The 16,253-nt window shown below is 60.9% G+C and carries 12 protein-coding genes; 7 read left to right on the top strand and 5 right to left on the bottom strand.

The features are described from left to right. Nucleotides 1–5 precede the first annotated feature (5 nt). Nucleotides 6–2,042, bottom strand: a complete 2,037-nt coding sequence (locus CUJ84_RS28155) for an NADH:flavin oxidoreductase (protein WP_105008911.1) — start codon at nucleotides 2,040–2,042, stop codon at nucleotides 6–8. Nucleotides 2,043–2,189: 147 nt separating this feature from the next. Here CUJ84_RS28155 and CUJ84_RS28150 point away from each other — a divergent pair, with 147 nt between their 5' ends. The 7 genes from CUJ84_RS28150 (at nucleotide 2,190) to CUJ84_RS28110 (ending at nucleotide 9,750) form a co-directional block, all read left to right on the top strand. After that, the gene (locus CUJ84_RS28150; protein ID WP_029871401.1) at nucleotides 2,190–2,819 is read left to right on the top strand and encodes a TetR/AcrR family transcriptional regulator; all 630 of its coding nucleotides are present in this window, start codon (nucleotides 2,190–2,192) and stop codon (nucleotides 2,817–2,819) included. 11 nt (nucleotides 2,820–2,830) lie between these two features. Further along, a complete protein-coding gene (locus tag CUJ84_RS28145; protein WP_105008910.1) occupies nucleotides 2,831–3,625 on the top strand; it encodes a pyrroline-5-carboxylate reductase family protein in 795 nt (264 codons plus the stop codon). Nucleotides 3,626–3,692: 67 nt separating this feature from the next. Beyond that, nucleotides 3,693–4,694, top strand: a complete 1,002-nt coding sequence (locus tag CUJ84_RS28140; RefSeq protein ID WP_105008909.1) for an ABC transporter substrate-binding protein — start codon at nucleotides 3,693–3,695, stop codon at nucleotides 4,692–4,694. 95 nt (nucleotides 4,695–4,789) lie between these two features. Then, nucleotides 4,790–5,677 carry an ABC transporter permease gene (locus tag CUJ84_RS28135; RefSeq protein ID WP_105008908.1) on the top strand — a complete coding sequence of 296 codons (888 nt, stop codon included), beginning with the start codon at nucleotides 4,790–4,792 and terminating at the stop codon, nucleotides 5,675–5,677. Beyond that, nucleotides 5,670–6,749 (top strand): quaternary amine ABC transporter ATP-binding protein, encoded by a 1,080-nt coding sequence (locus CUJ84_RS28130; protein ID WP_105008907.1) that lies wholly within the window; start codon nucleotides 5,670–5,672, stop codon nucleotides 6,747–6,749. The genes CUJ84_RS28135 and CUJ84_RS28130 overlap by 8 nt, the downstream gene beginning before the upstream one ends. A gap of 157 nt (nucleotides 6,750–6,906) precedes the next feature. After that, nucleotides 6,907–7,812, top strand: a complete 906-nt coding sequence (locus CUJ84_RS28125; RefSeq protein WP_245457579.1) for an Ldh family oxidoreductase — start codon at nucleotides 6,907–6,909, stop codon at nucleotides 7,810–7,812. A gap of 939 nt (nucleotides 7,813–8,751) precedes the next feature. Continuing rightward, entirely contained in the window at nucleotides 8,752–9,750 is a 999-nt protein-coding gene (locus CUJ84_RS28110) for an AraC family transcriptional regulator (RefSeq protein ID WP_105008905.1), read from the top strand. A 52-nt stretch (nucleotides 9,751–9,802) separates the two neighbouring features. On the opposite strand, the gene CUJ84_RS28105 is transcribed toward CUJ84_RS28110, so the two are convergent. The 4 genes from CUJ84_RS28105 to CUJ84_RS28085 all read right to left on the bottom strand — a co-directional run bounded on the left by CUJ84_RS28105 (nucleotide 9,803) and on the right by CUJ84_RS28085 (nucleotide 16,239). Continuing rightward, nucleotides 9,803–10,087, bottom strand: a complete 285-nt coding sequence (locus CUJ84_RS28105) for a hypothetical protein (RefSeq protein ID WP_105008904.1) — start codon at nucleotides 10,085–10,087, stop codon at nucleotides 9,803–9,805. Then, entirely contained in the window at nucleotides 10,084–12,378 is a 2,295-nt protein-coding gene (locus CUJ84_RS28100) for an FdhF/YdeP family oxidoreductase (RefSeq protein WP_105008903.1), read from the bottom strand. Before CUJ84_RS28100 ends, CUJ84_RS28105 begins: the two co-directional genes overlap by 4 nt. 82 nt (nucleotides 12,379–12,460) lie before the next feature. Then, nucleotides 12,461–14,389: a diguanylate cyclase gene (locus CUJ84_RS28095; RefSeq protein ID WP_105008902.1), complete on the bottom strand. Its 1,929-nt coding sequence runs from the start codon at nucleotides 14,387–14,389 to the stop codon at nucleotides 12,461–12,463. Between the two features lie 410 nt (nucleotides 14,390–14,799). Further along, complete coding sequence (locus CUJ84_RS28085; protein WP_105008900.1) at nucleotides 14,800–16,239, bottom strand: coniferyl aldehyde dehydrogenase; 1,440 nt, start codon at nucleotides 16,237–16,239, stop codon at nucleotides 14,800–14,802. Nucleotides 16,240–16,253: the final 14 nt, after the last annotated feature.

The following is a 16,253-nucleotide window of genomic DNA, read 5'->3' as shown; positions in this document are numbered from 1 at the left end:
CGCGATCAGATATCTTTCGCGATGCGCAGCCCGTCATAGACGGCGGCATGCGTGTTGCGTGCGGCGACCGCATCGCCGATCCGGAACAGCTGGAACTTGCCATCAGGATTGCGGATGACGGACTGAGGTTCTCCGGAAAGAAGCTGATCATGCGACATTTCGCCGAGATTGCTCGAGCTGGGTTTCAGTTCGAAATAGAGCTCGTCGAGCGGAATGGTCCCATGATTGACGACGATTTGGTCGAAGCTGTGCTGCCTGGCAATCCCGCCGTAATCGCTGCCGACATGGGCGACGAGCTGGTTGCCGCTCTTTTCGACGGCTTCCAGACGATAAGTGACGGTGAAGGTCACGTCATGCTTCTGGAGAGACCGCATATAGGGCACGAGATTCATGGCCATGACCTCGGGCGCGAAGGACCGGTCCGGTGTCATGATCTCGACCTTGGCGCCTGCCTTGGCGAGAAACTCTGCCGCCTGCAGGCCGGCATGATCGCCGGCGTCGTCGAAGATCAGCACGTTGGTTCCAGGCTTCACGTCGCCGGAGATGATATCCCATGACGAGACCACCAGGTCGTTGCCGCTCGCAAGGACCTCGGTATGCGGCAGGCCGCCGGTCGCGATGATGACGACATCGGGATTCTCCGCCTCGATGGTGTCGGCTTCCGCCCAGGTGTTGAAGTGGAAGGTGACGTCGTATTTCTCGCACTGGCTCATGCGCCAGTCGATGATGCTGATCATCTCCTTGCGGCGCTCGCTTTGAGCGGTGAGCCGGATCTGACCGCCGGGATTGTTCGCCGCTTCGAAAACGACGACCTGGTGGCCGCGCTCTCCGGCGACGCGCGCCGCTTCCAGACCGGCCGGGCCGGCGCCGACGATGACGACCTTTTTCTTGGCGTCGGCTTTTTCCACGATATGCGGCATGGTCAGTTCGCGGCCGGTGGCGGCATTGTGGATGCAGAAGGCGGCCCCGCCCTGGTAGATGCGATCGAGACAGTAATTGGCGCCGACGCAGGGACGAATATCGTCTTCCCGCTTTTCGATGATCTTGCGGACGATATGCGGGTCGGTCATGTGGGCGCGGGTCATGCCGATCATATCGACCTTGCCGGAGGCGATCGCGTGGCGCGCGGTGGCGACGTCAGGGATTTTCGCCGCGTGGAAGGTCGGAAAGTTGGTTGCGGCGCGAATTTCGCCGGCGAAATCGAGATGCGGTGAATTCGCCATGCCCTGGATCGGGATCACGTCGGTCAGACCGGCGTCGGTATCGATGTGGCCGCGAATGACGTTCAGGTAATCGATGAGGCCGCTTTCCTTCAGGCGCTTGGAGATTTCCAAGCCTTCGGCCTTGCCGGTACCGCCCGGAAGACATTCGTCGGCGGTATAGCGCACACCGAGAATGAAGTCGTTCCCCACCCTGTGCCGGATCGCCTTGAAGACGTCGAAACAGAAGCGCAAACGGTTATCGAGCGAGCCGCCGTAGGGACCGTCGAGTTCGTTGGTAAGCGGCGACGTGAACTGGTCGATCAGATGGCCGTAGGCCTCGAGTTCGACACCGTCCATGCCGCCCGCCTTCATGCGTTCCGCAGCGTCGGCGAAATCCTTGATGATGCGCTCGATGTCCCAATCTTCCACCTTCTTCGGGAAGGCGCGGTGGGACGCCTCGCGCTGATGCGATGGGGCTACCACAGGCAGCCAGTCGCCCTTGTCCCAACGTGTGCGCCGGCCGAGATGGGTGAGCTGGATCATGATCGCCGCTCCCTCTTCATGCACGGCGTCGGTCATCTCCCTGATCCAGGGCACGATCTCGTCCTTGTAAGCAAGCAGGTTGTTGAAGACCGGTGGGCTGTCCCTCGAAACCGCGGCCGAACCGGCCGTCATCGTCAAGGCCACGCCGCCTTTTGCCCGCTCCACCGTATAGGCGCGATACCTCTCCTTCGGCATGCCGTCTTCCGGATAAGCCGGCTCGTGGGAGGTCACGATGATACGGTTGCGCAGCTTCAAATGCTTGAGCTGGTAAGGCTGAAGGAGGGGATCGTTCGACATGGGCCGTGGTTCCGGATTAAAAACGTCAGAGGAGACGCTAAGGGTAATGTACATATGTGTCAACATTGAAAACATGCGGGTCGTTGCTTTCGACACTAATGTACATTTTTCTTGTGCGCCGCTGCATAATTTGATAGGAGATAGCCTATGGATCAGGCTCTGAACGACACTGGCTGGCGCGGATCACAGGAGGGATGGCTGGAAGCAGCTTACCACTCGCTGCTGGATTCCGGCGTGGATTCGGTGAAAATTCTGCCCCTAGCGAAGAAGCTCAACCTCTCGCGCACGAGTTTCTACTGGTTCTTCAAGGACCGGGAAGAGCTGCTGGCCGGGCTCGTGGCGCGGTGGCGCGATAAAAACACCGGCAACATCGTCAAGCAGTCCGAAGCCTATGCGGAATCGCTTGCCGAGGCGATGCTCAACGTCTTCGACTGCTGGCTCAACAATGATCTGTTCGACGCCAGGTTCGAATTCGCCGTGCGCAGCTGGGCGCTGCAGTCCGACGAGATTCTCGCCGAGGTCCGGCAAGCCGACCAGCTTCGCCTGGAAGCCCTCAAGCGCATGTTTATCCGCTTCGGGCTACCAGAAGCGACATCGGATGTCCGAGCGCGAACAACTTACCTCGTGCAGATCGGATACATCTCGATGCAAGCCAAGGAGGAACTCGCCGTCCGCATGAAACGGATTCCCGAATATATCGCGATCTACACCGGTGAAGTGCCGCAGCAGAGGGAGCTCGATCGCTTCTTCTCGCGGCATGGCTACAGGCCGGGTTAGGGAAGGCCGGGATGAGCGTTTCCTTGAGGATCGGTATCATCGGCGGCGGCGGTTGGCTTGGCGGAGCAATCGCCGGCTCGATCCTTGATGCCGGCCTGGTCGAACCTCGAAATCTCTCCCTCTCCTATCGCAGCGAGCAGCCGCGCCGTTTCCCGAACTCTTTCCTGACCACCGACAATCAGGCGCTTGCCGACCGCTCGGACGTGATCCTTCTCTCCGTCCGTCCTGATGACTGGCGTGCTCTTGGTGTCGATGCCGGCGGCAAGCTGGTCATCTCGGTAATGGCGGGCATCCGCCTGGACGCACTTTCCGAGCGCCACAACACCGGCCGCGTCGTCCGCGCTTTGCCGAACGCCGCCGCCGAAGTGGCCAAGTCCTATACGCCGTGGATTGGCGCGAGCGATGTCACCGAAGACGACCGGGCGCTCGTCCGTGCTATTTTCGAGGCATGCGGATCCGAGGACGAGGTCGCAAGGGAAAGCGACATCGATTACCTCACGGGTCTTTCCGGGTCCGGACCGGCATTCCCGGCGCTGCTCGCCGCCGCCATGATGCGCGACGCCGTCGCAAATGGCCTGCCGGCGGAGATTGCGCGCCGCGCCGTCAACACGGTGATCACAGGCGCCGGCCGCCTGCTGGAGCGTCGCGACGAATGTCCCGATGAGGTTGTTCAAACCTTTGTCGGCTATCGCGGAACCACTGCTGCAGCCATCGAAGGCATGCGGGCGGCCGGGTTCGACGCTTCGGTTGCGGAGGGGCTGTCGGCGGCATTCAAGAAATCGGTGAGTATGGGAGACGCTTCCTGACAACCGTTGGAGCGGGTCCTGCGGCGCCCCGCTCGGCAAAACCGGCCGCTAAACAGAGGGAACGAGAATGAAAAAACTACTCGCATCGACATGTCTGACGTTCGGCCTGATCGGCGGGGCATCTTTCGCCAGCGCCGCCGAATGCGGCACCGTGACCATCGCCAGCATGAACTGGCAGAGTGCGGAGGTTCTCTCCAACCTCGACAAGTTCATCCTGAACGAAGGTTATGGCTGCGAAGCGGAAATCACCGTCGGCGATACCGTCCCGACAATCACCTCCATGGCCGAAAAGGGCCAGCCGGACATCGCGCCGGAAGCCTGGATCGACCTGCTGCCTGATGTCGTCAAGAAGGGAACGGAAGAAGGCCGGATCGTCCAGGTCGGCTCTCCGCTGCCCGATGGCGGCGTGCAGGGCTGGTGGATTCCCAAATATCTGGCCGACGCCCATCCCGACATCAAGACCATCGGCGACGTGCTGAAGCATCCGGAACTCTTCCCCGCTCCTGAGGATGCGAAGAAGGGCGCCATCTACAACGGGCCGCAGGGCTGGGGCGGCACCGTGGTAACCACGCAGCTCTACAAGGCCTTCGAAGCCGACAAGGCCGGCTTCACCCTCGTCGATACCGGCTCGGCCGCCGGCCTCGATGGTTCGATCTCCAAGGCCTACGAACGCAAGGAAGGCTGGGCCGGCTATTACTGGGCGCCGACCGCGCTGCTCGGCAAGTATCAGATGGTCAAGCTGGAAGCCGGCGTGCCGAACGACGCCGCCGAATGGAAGCGCTGCAACACCGTCGCCGATTGCCCCGATCCGAAGCCGAATGCATGGCCGGTCGACAAGATCGTCACCCTGGTTGCAAAGCCTTTCTCGGAAAAGGTCGGCCCTGAAGTCATGGACTACCTGACGAAGCGCTCCTGGAGCAACGACACGGTCAACAAGCTGATGGCCTGGATGACCGACAACCAGGCGACCGGCGAGGACGGTGCCAAGCACTTCCTCAAAGAAAACAAGGACCTCTGGACCAAGTGGGTCTCGCCTGAGGCAGCCACGAAGATCGAAGCTGCTCTTTAACGCCGATTACTGCGGTGCGCTTGATGCGCACCGCCTCTCGCTGCCGATAAAATCAAAAAGACTGCCACGGCTCTTTGAAGAAAAAGGGGAACCGAATGGAATGGTTTTATAAATTCCCGCATATGGATGACGACGCCCTTCGCAATCTGAAGAAGGCGATCGATGACGGTTTTCGCGCATTTACCCGCAGCTACGGCGACGCGATCGAAAGCCTCTTCTCGCCGCTGCAGCATTTCCTGATCGCCGCCGACCGCTTCATGACGCAGACGCCGTGGCCGATCATTACGGCAATCATCCTTGTCATCGCATGGTTTGGGAGCCGCAGCCTGAAGATCGTCCTCGGCTGTCTCGTCACACTGCTGATGATCGGCTATTTCGACATGTGGGACGATACGATGCGGACGGTCTCGATGATCTTCGTCTGTACCGTGCTCTCCATCGCCATCGGCATCCCGATGGGGATCTTCATGGCGCGTTCCGACCGGCTGCAACGCGTCATCAATCCGATCCTCGACGTCATGCAGACCATGCCGAGCTTCGTCTATCTCATCCCTGTCGTCATGCTGCTCGGCATCGGCAAAGTGCCTGGACTGATCGCCGTCGTCATCTATGCGATACCGCCGATGATAAGGCTGACCGATCTCGGCATCCGCCTGGTCGACAAGGACGTGCTCGAGGCAGCCGATGCGTTCGGGACGTCGAGCGCGCAGAAGCTGTTCAAGGTCCAACTGCCGCTGGCGCTTCCCACCATCATGGCCGGCATCAACCAGACCATCATGATGGCGCTCGCCATGGTGGTCGTCGCTTCGATGATCGGCGTCCAGGGCCTTGGCCAGCCGGTTCTGAAGGCGATCGCCAACCAGTACTTCACCCTGGGTATTTTCAACGGCCTTGCCATCGTCGGCATTGCCATCATCTTCGACCGGGTCAGCCAGGCGTATGGCAAACGGCTCCAGAAGCATCGGGAGATCGTCCATGGCTGATCAACGTTTCGGCGGCATCAAGATCCGCCATCTCTACAAGATCTTCGGTCCCAATCCAGGCGCTCATGTCGATGCCGTCAAAAAGGGATTGACGAAGACCGAGCTCAACGAAAAGCACGGCCACGTGCTCGGCCTGAAAGATATCAATGTCGAGATACCCTCGGGCCGCATCCAGGTCATCATGGGCCTTTCGGGTTCGGGAAAATCGACGCTCATCCGCCACATCAACCGTCTGATCGATCCAACCGCCGGCGAAGTGCTTGTCGACGGCGTCGATGTGGTGAAAATGAACGAGACCGAATTGCGGACGTTTCGCCGGCACCAGACGGCAATGGTGTTTCAGAAGTTCGCGCTTCTGCCGCACCGGAATGTTCTCGACAATACCATCTTCGGCCTCGAAGTGCAGGGCATGGAGCGCTCGAAAGCCGTCGACGTCGCCATGGGCTGGCTGGAGCGGGTCGGCCTGAAGGGCTTCGAGAGCAAATATCCCAACCAGCTCTCGGGCGGTATGCAGCAGCGCGTCGGGCTGGCACGAGCCCTCTCGAACGATGCGCCGGTTCTGCTGATGGACGAGGCCTATTCGGCGCTCGACCCTTTGATCCGCACCGATATGCAGACGGTCCTTCTCGACATTCAGAAGGAGATCAAGAAAACCATCGTCTTCATCACCCATGACCTCGATGAGGCCCTTCGGCTGGGCGACCAGATTGCGATCCTGCGCGACGGCGAAGTCATCCAGCAGGGCACCAGCCAGGACATCGTTCTGCGTCCGGCCGACGCCTACATCGCCAACTTCGTCAAGGAGGTCAATCGAGGCCGGGTCATCCAGGTCGATGCCATCATGACACCCTTGCATTCCGGTGCTGCGCCAGGCGGATTGACGATTGCATCAGGTACGACCGTCGAAGAGGCTGTCCGGATGCTGGCATCGGCGCCGGACGACGATGCCAGGGTGGTTTCACCATCCGGGGAAGCTTTGGGGCTTGTCACCTTCCGCCAGCTCGCGGGGGCGATGGTGAACTCGCAGGAAGTGGCTCCCCGACGCGATAGCGCCCTCTCGGTCGCACTCTAAAGTGCGCAGCAATCAACATGCTGCCATCTCTGCAGCGGCCAACTGGCTGGGTGAAGAACTGCGTTCGCATCGTTGCGATGTCGTCGAAATCGGAGACTGCGCCGCGCCAGGCACCCTATGCCTTCTATGAGGGCAGACGAGCGGCATTGGAGCTGTGATGGCAAAGCAGAGGATGAAAATGCCGATCGACGAGCTCCGCCAACTGGCGCTCGAAGCCTGCCTTGCCTGCGGCGGTAGCCCGGCCATGGCGAAGGCGCTCGTCGATGCAACGCTGTCGGCCGCCTGCTTCGGTCGCACTGAGCTGGGTTTCCCGCATTTCGTCGATTATCTCACCAGCCTGCGCGACGGACGGATCAACGGAGACGCCAAGCCCCGCTTCGACCGCGTGCTGCCGGCCCTGATTCACGCCGATGCGGACGGCGGCATAGCGCAGCTCGGGTTCGACCTCATTTACGACGACTTCGTAAAGCGCGTGAAAACCTTCGGCATTTCAGTCTTCACGCAAAGAAGCAGCTATACCGCCGGGGAATTGGGATATTACGTCCGGCGCCTCGCTCAGGACGGGTTGATATCCATCGCCGCCGCCAACGGACCGGCTTTGATGGCCGCCGCCGAGGGCGGGGAGCGCGTCTACTGCACCAATCCGCTCGCTTTCGGCGTGCCTCTGCCGGAACCCTTGCCACCCGTTATCATCGACCAGGCGACGAGTGCCTCGGCGTTCATTACCCTTGCCGAAGCGGCAAAAGCGCAGTCGCCGATTGCGCGCGGCATGGCCATCGACGAGACCGGCGCAATCACCACCGATCCGGTCAAGGCGATGCTCGGCGCTCTCCTGCCCTTCGGCGGTTATAAGGGCGCCAATATCGCCCTTATCGTCGAGATGCTTTCCGCGGGTCTTTCCGGGGCCGCCTGGTCGCTCGATGCGGGGCACTTTCTCTTAGGCGAGCACCCGGTGAATGCGGGAATGACCGTGATCGCGCTATTCCCCGCAGCCGTGGATGCAGGTTTCCCGGAGCGCGCCGCAAAGAACCGAATGCATCGTGCCCGGCGGCATCATGCCTAAGTTCCCATCGTTCGTGCTAAATGAGAAATTAAAGATCTCTATCCACTCCGCGCAGGCCATGACGCGGAACAGCCGGCTTCTACGGAGCGCTTGCCTATACATTTTGCGCAAGATCAGTCCAGACTGCGCCACGAAAAGCCGGTTGGCCGACAATATCGGGGCTCGACAATTGCTCCATAGCTAAGGAACAGTAAGATCAATCTCGACCAAGGCCATGATGGTTTACGGTCCTAAAGCCAAGCCCGTCCATCCATCACCCCCAAACGGATGGAAGGGATCGTACATACGCACCCCATCCCGTGCGTATGCTTGCATGCCTGTCAGCCTGCCGAAGGCCATCTTTAAGCGGTCCACTAAGAACCTTCGGCAGGCGACTGCGCGGCTCTCAAATGCGGCGCTCCCGATAAGCTTCAGATGATGCGCATCTCGGCAAGATCGCCGCGGTCGAACCTGTGGCGTGGCGGATACAGCTGCAAAATCGCTCCTTCAGCGTAATCGTTTTATCAGCGGGTTGTCCTCATCGCCGGCAGCGTGAAGTCTTGCCAATGGCCGCGGGTTCTGTCAGTTCCTGATCTGGATGGGAACTAATGCATTCAACGGGTTGGTCTTTTTGACGTTTACCATGCCCGAATTCGGCCTGCATCAGCTGGCACAAGCCGCTGATATCGATGCCGGTATGACGCGAAGATCCACCTACCCCGCTGCAAGCTGCTGCACTCTATCCAACAATCGTCTAATATACGTCCAAGGCCGCTCATCCATGCCGTCTACAGGCTCTGATGAAGCGCCGCGGCGGGGGACGACCATCCATGACGACCGGCAAGGCTGGCAGAGGTACGCGCACAAATCCGACACTCTCGCCGGCCGCGCGTCGCGCTGGCACCTGCGAGCGGTGGAGAAGAACATGTCGAAACAGCCACATCGAACAATGGGAGCAGCATGACGGAAAATAGCACTGCGCCATTCTCATTTCGATTTAGCGGTTCGTCCTTCGACAACATGGTCGAAACGCTCGGGGGCGCTTTTGGCGCATTTGATGCCGAGCCTGTCGGCCGCAGCCAGGACTTCCATTGGGGATTGGATTTCTCGGTATGTGACAACGCCGTCCTGCTCACGGGTTATCATGAGGCGGAGTTTCAGTTCAATATCGAGCCGACCGTCGATACGGCCGAATACCTGTCGATCGTCGTGCCGCGCAGCGGCGGCATGGGGGTAACTTACGGGTCCCGCGTCGCCGAGGCCGGGCAAGGAAAGTTGCTTCTTTATAATAATTTCGAACCCAACAGCGTCATCATGCATGGGCGATCGAACGTCATCGACGAGTTGCTGATCAACTGGCCTCTCATCCTGCAGACGATCGGCCAGACGTTCGAGATGCCGTTCAGCGGCTCCCTCGACCTGCTGCCCGAACTGGATCTGTCCAAGCCGGAAGGCCGGTTGATTGGCAATCTCACGGAAACGATCATCTCAGGCATGCGCGACGATGGCCCCTTGCTGCAGTCGCCGATCGCCATGGCGCATATGACGCAGGCGCTGGCCGATCTGGTCGTGCGCCTGGTGCCGCACCGGCTGTCGCATTTCCTGGAGAATGGCCCCGCCCTCATCGCCCCGCGGCATGTCCGCCGGGCGATCGAATTCATGCACGCCAATATCGATCAGCCGATCACCATGCCGAAGGTCGCCGAAGCGGCCGGCGTATCCAGCCGGGCGCTCGAAACCGGTTTTCGTGCGTTCAGAGGAACCTCTCCCGCTGCTTATCTGCTGACGCTTCGGCTGCGCGCGGCGCGCCAGGATCTGCTCGATCCCGTGAGCAAAGAGACCATGAAAGCCATCTGCCTCAAATGGGGCTTCTTTCATTTCGGCCGGTTTTCCGCAGTCTATAAAACCACATACGGAGAATACCCTTCCGACACCAGGAAGCGCGTGATCGGTCGATAATGGCCCTGGCTTGCGGTGAAGAGGCAGTTGACCGACACTGATACAGGGATGTTTACGTCTCGTCCCGCGGCGGCAATGTGTAATGCACTCTCATCGTCCTCAGATCCCGCTTTACGATCTGCAGCATCCCTTCGCGTTCCGCCAGGGCGTTGAGCTCCCTGAGCACGAGAGAATGCGCGATCCCCAGCATGCGCGCAAAGGCGCGACTGTCACGGGCAATCCCCAGATCCGCGGCGACCAGGAGACCGGCCTGGAGGGGTGTCAGCCTGTTGTCCCTGCCTTGCGCCGCAGCGACGAGAGCGAGAAAGCGATCGGCCTCGGACGCTTCTTGGCTCACGCGGCTTTTCGCCGGCGAAAGGATACCATGATGGATTTCGAGGTGGGCGTATCGCTTTCCACGCCCGCGCTGCCAAGCGGCACGAGCACGTTCAGCTCGGGATAATAACCCGCGATGCTTCCCCTCGGAATGTCATAGGGCACAAAGCGGAAATCCTCTGCGATGCGCTCGATACCGTCATCATGCTCGCCGACCACGTCGACCCGGTCGCCGGCCTCGGCATTCATCGCCTTCAGGTCGGCTGGGTGAATGAAGATGACCTGCCGCTCCCCGTAGACGCCGCGATATCGGTCATCGAGGCCATAGACCGTCGTATTGTATTGATCGTGCGATCGGAACGTCTGCAGGGCGAAACGCCCCTCGCCCTTTCGCGCCCGCTGATGCACCGTCTCCTCCGGAAGCGCCTCCCAAGAGAATGATGCCTTGCCTGCCGGTGTATGCCACTCCCGATGGGCGGCCGTATTGCACAGGTGAAAACCGCGCGGCTTGCGCAGGCGCGCATTGTAATTTTCGAAGCCTGGAATGGTCGCCTCGATATGATCGCGGATGCGGTCGTGGTCGTCGGCAAGCTCTGCCCAGTCGACCACCGCGGAGCCCACCGTCGCCTGTGCAATGCCGGCAATGATGGCGACTTCCGAGAGGAGATGCGGCGAGGCCGGGCGATTGATGCCGGCAGATCCATGCACCATGCTCATCGAATCCTCGACGCTTATGAGCTGTGAGTTGCCTGCGGCGTTCAGATCCATCTCGGTGCGCCCGAGGCACGGCAAGATGAAGGCCGTCTCGCCGGGCATGAGATGCGAATGGTTGGGTTTGGTTGCGATGTGCACCGTCAGCTTCAGCCGCCGCAACGCCTTTTCAACAAGTGCGCTGTCGGGCGTGGCGCGGGCGAAATTGCCGCCAAGCCCGATGAAGGCCTCGGCCGAGCCGTCGAGCATCGCTCCGATCGCGGCAAGGACATTGTGGCCATGCTCGCGGGGGACGGTGAAGCGGAAGTGCTTCTCCAGCGCATCGAGGAAATCGTCCGATGGCATTTCGTTGATGCCGACGGTGCGGTCGCCCTGCACGTTGGAATGGCCGCGAACCGGGCAAAGGCCCGCACCCGGCCGCCCGATATTGCCGCGCAGGAACATGAAGTTGGCGATCTCGCGGATCGTCGCCACAGAATGCAGATGCTGGGTCACGCCCATCGCCCAGGTGCAGATGATCCGCTCGGCGTTGATATAGACATCGGCCGCCCGTTCGATCTCCTGCCGGCTCAGTCCCGATTGGTCCTCAATGTCGGCCCAGCTCGTCGCCTCGACCGCTGCCCGGTATTGCGCAAAACCCATGCAGTGTTCGGCGAGAAATGCGTGGTCGAGAACGGCGGGCAGACCGGCGGCGACGGCGGCGTCTTCCGCGGCCAGCACGGCCTTCGCCATCCCGCGCACCGCGGCCATGTCGCCGCCGAGTTGCGGCTGCAGATAAAGGCTGGCGATATCCGTCGAACCGCCCCGCAGCATCTCGATCTTGTCCTGCGGGTCGGAGAAGCGCTCCAGGCCGCGTTCGCGGATGGGATTGAAGACGACGACGCGTGCACCGCGGATCGCCGCCCGGCGCAGGTCGCCGAGCATCCTCGGATGGTTGGTGCCCGGGTTCTGCCCGATCACGAAGATCGCGTCGGCCTCTTCGAAATCCTCCAGCAGCACGGTCCCCTTGCCCACGCCGACCGCCTGGCGCATGGCGATGCCGCTCGCCTCATGGCACATGTTGGAGCAATCGGGAAAATTGTTGGTGCCGTAGACGCGCACGAACAGCTGGTACAGGAAGGCGGCCTCGTTGCTCGCCCGGCCCGACGTGTAGAATTCCGCCCGGTTGGGGCTATCGAACCCCCTCAGAATGCTGCCGATCTCGGCAAAAGCATCCGCCCATGCGACCGGCAGGTAACGGTCGCTCGCCGCGTCATAGCGCATCGGATGCGTGAGGCGGCCGTTGAGCTCCAGTTCATAGTCCGTCAGCTGGCGAAGCTGCGATAAAGTATTTTCCGCGAAGAAGGCGGGTGTTGCCCGCTTTTCCGTCGCCTCCCAGGCGACGGCCTTCACGCCGTTCTCGCAGAACTCGAACGACGATCCGTGCTCCGGATCGCCCCAGGCGCAGCCCGGGCAATCGAATCCATCCGGCTGGTTCGCCTTCAGCATCGTCCGCGCCCCTGAAATCGGCATGCCGCTTTGCAGCAACTGCTTGCCGCAGCTCTTCAAAGCGCCCCAGCCGCCGGCTGCTGCCGACTTCTTACCAATGAATTTTGTGTCCATGCGCCCTGTATTGTCGAAGCGGGGAAAACATCAAGGGCGCACGCGCGATGGCTCGATAGGAAAAACCTATCAAGGATTCGATCTAACCGACGTCCTTCATGGCGTGCCGCTCCTCGGGCGAATGTGCCAGGATGCGATTGCGGCCTTGGGTCTTGGCGTCGTAGAGCGCGGCATCGGCCTCGCTCAGGAGGCGGTTCGGGTTGATCCTCAAGGTGGCTCCCGTCGCACAGGATATGCCGATGCTGGCAGTGACCCGGCCGAATTCGCTGCCTGTATGAACGATATTCTCCTGGCTTAGGAGACGCGCGAATTGCTCGGCAACGATCATCGCCCCCTTCGCACTGGTTGCAGGCAGCAGAACCACGAATTCCTCTCCGCCGTAGCGTGCGACGATGTCGGCCGGGCGGCTTACCGACTGGCGCAGACACTTGCTGACGACACGCAGGCATTGGTCTCCGGCGGGATGACCATAGGTGTCGTTATAGGCCTTGAAGCGGTCGATATCGACCATCAGAAGGCTGAACGGCGTGTTTTTCCTGGCGCTGCCTGCGGTCTCGCGCGCGAAGGCCTCGTCGAAGGCCCGGCGGTTGACCATGCCGGTGAGCCCGTCGGTCTCGGCGAGGGACTTCAGCTGCTCCGCCGACAGCCTGAGGGCGATTTCCGCCTGCTTGGTCGCCGTGATGTCCGAGACAACGGCCATCGCCGTGCCGTCTTCCGCCAGCCTTGTCCGGATGCTGCGCCAGTCGCCGTTGTGAAGCTGAACCTCTTCGTCCTTGTTGCTGTGCAACGTAGCACTGACGGACCTGATCCACTCTTCGCGGTCAGCGTCCGGGATACCCGTGCGCTCGCCGGTTTCTGCAACGCGGCGAAGGATGTCGCTGATATGAGCGCCAACCACGCGGGCGTCTCCGGATAGCGGAAAGGCGGCGCGATACTGGTCGTTGCAAAAAACGAGAAAACCCTTGCTGTCGTACATGGCGATGCCATCGGACATGCCGGCCATCGCATGTGACAGCAGGTTCTTGCTCTTGCGCAATTCCCGCTCCAGGGCAGTCCGCTCCGTCACGTCACGCGTGACGCCGGCCAGGCCGATCACCCGTCCCTGCCTATCCTTCAGCGGCACCTTGGAGGCGAGCAGGTATCTGTCTTCGATACGCTCGACGGAGTCGATCAGGGGCACCCCGGTGTCCATGACCTGCTGTTCGAGATAATAAAATTCTTCGGCGCGCGGCCGCGAGATAAGATTGAAATCCGACAATCCGGTCATCTCCGCCGTGGTTCTGAAACGAAAAAGGCGGATCATATTTTCATTGACGGTGATGAACCGGCTGTTTCGGTCCTTCACGTAGAGATAATCGGGCGACTGCGAAAATGCGGTCACCAGGATGCTTCGCTCCAGCTCCCATTGTTGCGTCTTCAACAGAACGAAACCACACAGCACCGTCGCCAGGCAGTTCAATACCGTCATCGGCAGACCGATGATGGCCAATACGCGGGCGTGCACCAGGGTGGGAAGCACCGCCATCAAAACAATAAGTGCGCCGCCGAGCGCGAGGCTCAGCAGCGCAACGTCTATGAGCTCGGGAGATCTCTTCCGGATCCAGACATTGGCAGCCAGGCCGATACCGGTCGCGACAGCAATTGCGATCAGACCGTCGATCATTGCCGCGCCGCCGACCCAGAAGCGGAAGACCATCGCCAGCGACGCCGCAAAGGCGGCCGCGATCGGTCCGCCAAACATGCCCGCCAAAGCAAGCGGCGAAAAGCGGATGTCGATATAAATGCCGGGATTGAATTCGACGGCCAGCAATATGGACCCGATGGAGGCGCCGCCGGCTATGATTCCGAAGGCGATTTTTTCCTGTGTGACCGAACGACGCTGAAATTGGATCGAGAAATGCGCCCAGAGCGAAATCGCCAGGCACACGAATGACAGGTTGCCACCGAATTGCGTCCAGATGCCATTCACTGCGTTGGATCCACCTTCCAATACATGTACCGAACCAATCATAGGGCAACACTGGTTTTAGCTTCGTTAAATCAAAGACCTATCAAGCCATATTCCTTCGCGGACGCGTCTCCCGGCCGATCGGCTGCAATGCGACGACAGGAAAGCGGGCGTCCGCCGCGACGATCAGGTATGGGCACCCAGGCCCGCTGCCAGATTTGGCGACATCAATTGAAAGGTCATGCTCCAGCACGGCAAGAGACATCATATCCGCCACGCCCTGCGGTTCAACGGCTAGCAGCCGCTGCATAAGGCATGTTTAACAACGGCATCTTCTGCGTCGGGACATGGAGCCTGACGACACAATATAGCGTTATCCGGATAAGCCTGCGCAATCGGGCCATTCGTTGCGGGCAGCCATCCGATGCCGCCAGCAGCCGCGGCTGCCGACGGCATCGCCCGCCACTTCTCTCTTACTTGCAGATCGCCGTCGCCAAAAAGCCGCGCATCGCCTCGCCATAAGGCGGCCGCATCATGTATTCGGCTTCCACCATCTTGCTCTGGTGATAGACGGCGCGCGGATGCGAGAAGGCGAGGAAGCCGAATTTGCCGTGATAGGCACCCATGCCCGAATGGCCGACGCCGCCGAAGGGCAGGCCTTCCGCCGTGACGTGGCTCATGCAGTCGTTGACCGTCACCCCGCCGGAGGTCGTATTGTCGAGGACGCGGTGCTCCTCCTGCTGATCCTGGCTGAAGTAATAGAGAGCGAGCGGGCGCGGCCTGGCATTGATACGATCGATGACGTCGGCGATATCGCGATAGGGAAGGACCGGCAGCACGGCTCCGAAGATTTCCTCCTGCAGCACGCGCATCTCTTCCGTGGGATCGAGGATCAGGGTCGGAGGCATGCGGTGCGCCGATTGCTGGGAGAAATTCTCCGCCGCCGGGTTGATCTCGACGACACGGGCGCCCTTGGCCCTGGCATCGTCGATCAGGCCCTGGATGCGGGCGAGATGGCGGGCATTGACGATCGAAGTGTAATCAGGATTTTCCTTCAGCGCCGGATACATCGCGCCGACCGCCGCGACCGCGTGTCCGGCAAAGGCCTCGACGCTTTCCTCGGGGACATAGACATGGTCCGGCGCCAGGCAGATCTGGCCGGCGTTCAGCGTCTTGACGGTCATGACGCGGCGCGCCGCGTCTGCGAGGTCGGCCGAGCGGCCGACGATGACGGGTGATTTTCCGCCGAGCTCAAGCGTCAGCGGCGTCAGGTTTTCCGCCGCCGCGCGCATGACATGATGGGCGATCGCGGTTCCGCCGGTGAAGATCAGATGGTCGAAGGCAAGCGATGTAAAGGCCGTGCCCGTCGCCGGTCCGCCCTGAACGACTGATATTTCCGTTTCGTCGAAAGAGCCGGCGATGAGTTCCGCCATCAATGCTGATGAAGCCGGCGTCACCTCCGACGGCTTGATCATGGCGCGGTTGCCGGCGGCAAGAATGCCGGCAAGCGGCGCAAGGGCGAGCTGATAAGGGAAATTCCACGGGCTGAGGATTCCGACAACCCCCTTCGGCTGATAGACCACTTCGGCCACCGCGTCCGGGAACAATGCCTCGTGCTGCTCGGGCTTCAGCCATTCGGCAAGATGGGCCTTGGCATATTTGAGCGAACCGACGCAGGTAAAGACATCGAGAAGCAGGCTCGCCTCGACGCTGCGGCTGCCGAAATCCTCCGACAGGGCAGCCGCGATCGCATCCTTATGGTCGACGAGAAGGGCGATGACGCGGTCGATGCGATCGATGCGGGTGTCGATGCCTGGCGGCCCTTCCCTCAGGAAAGACGCCTTTTGCCGGCCAAGCAGCGCCTTCATGACATCGGGGCTGGTATCGGTGGCGATTTCGGTGATGGTATTCATTGTTTCCTCCCTTG

The organism is Rhizobium leguminosarum, assembly GCF_002953715.1.
Lineage (GTDB): Bacteria > Pseudomonadota > Alphaproteobacteria > Rhizobiales > Rhizobiaceae > Rhizobium > Rhizobium leguminosarum_V.
This window is presented reverse-complemented; position numbering and strand designations above follow the sequence as displayed.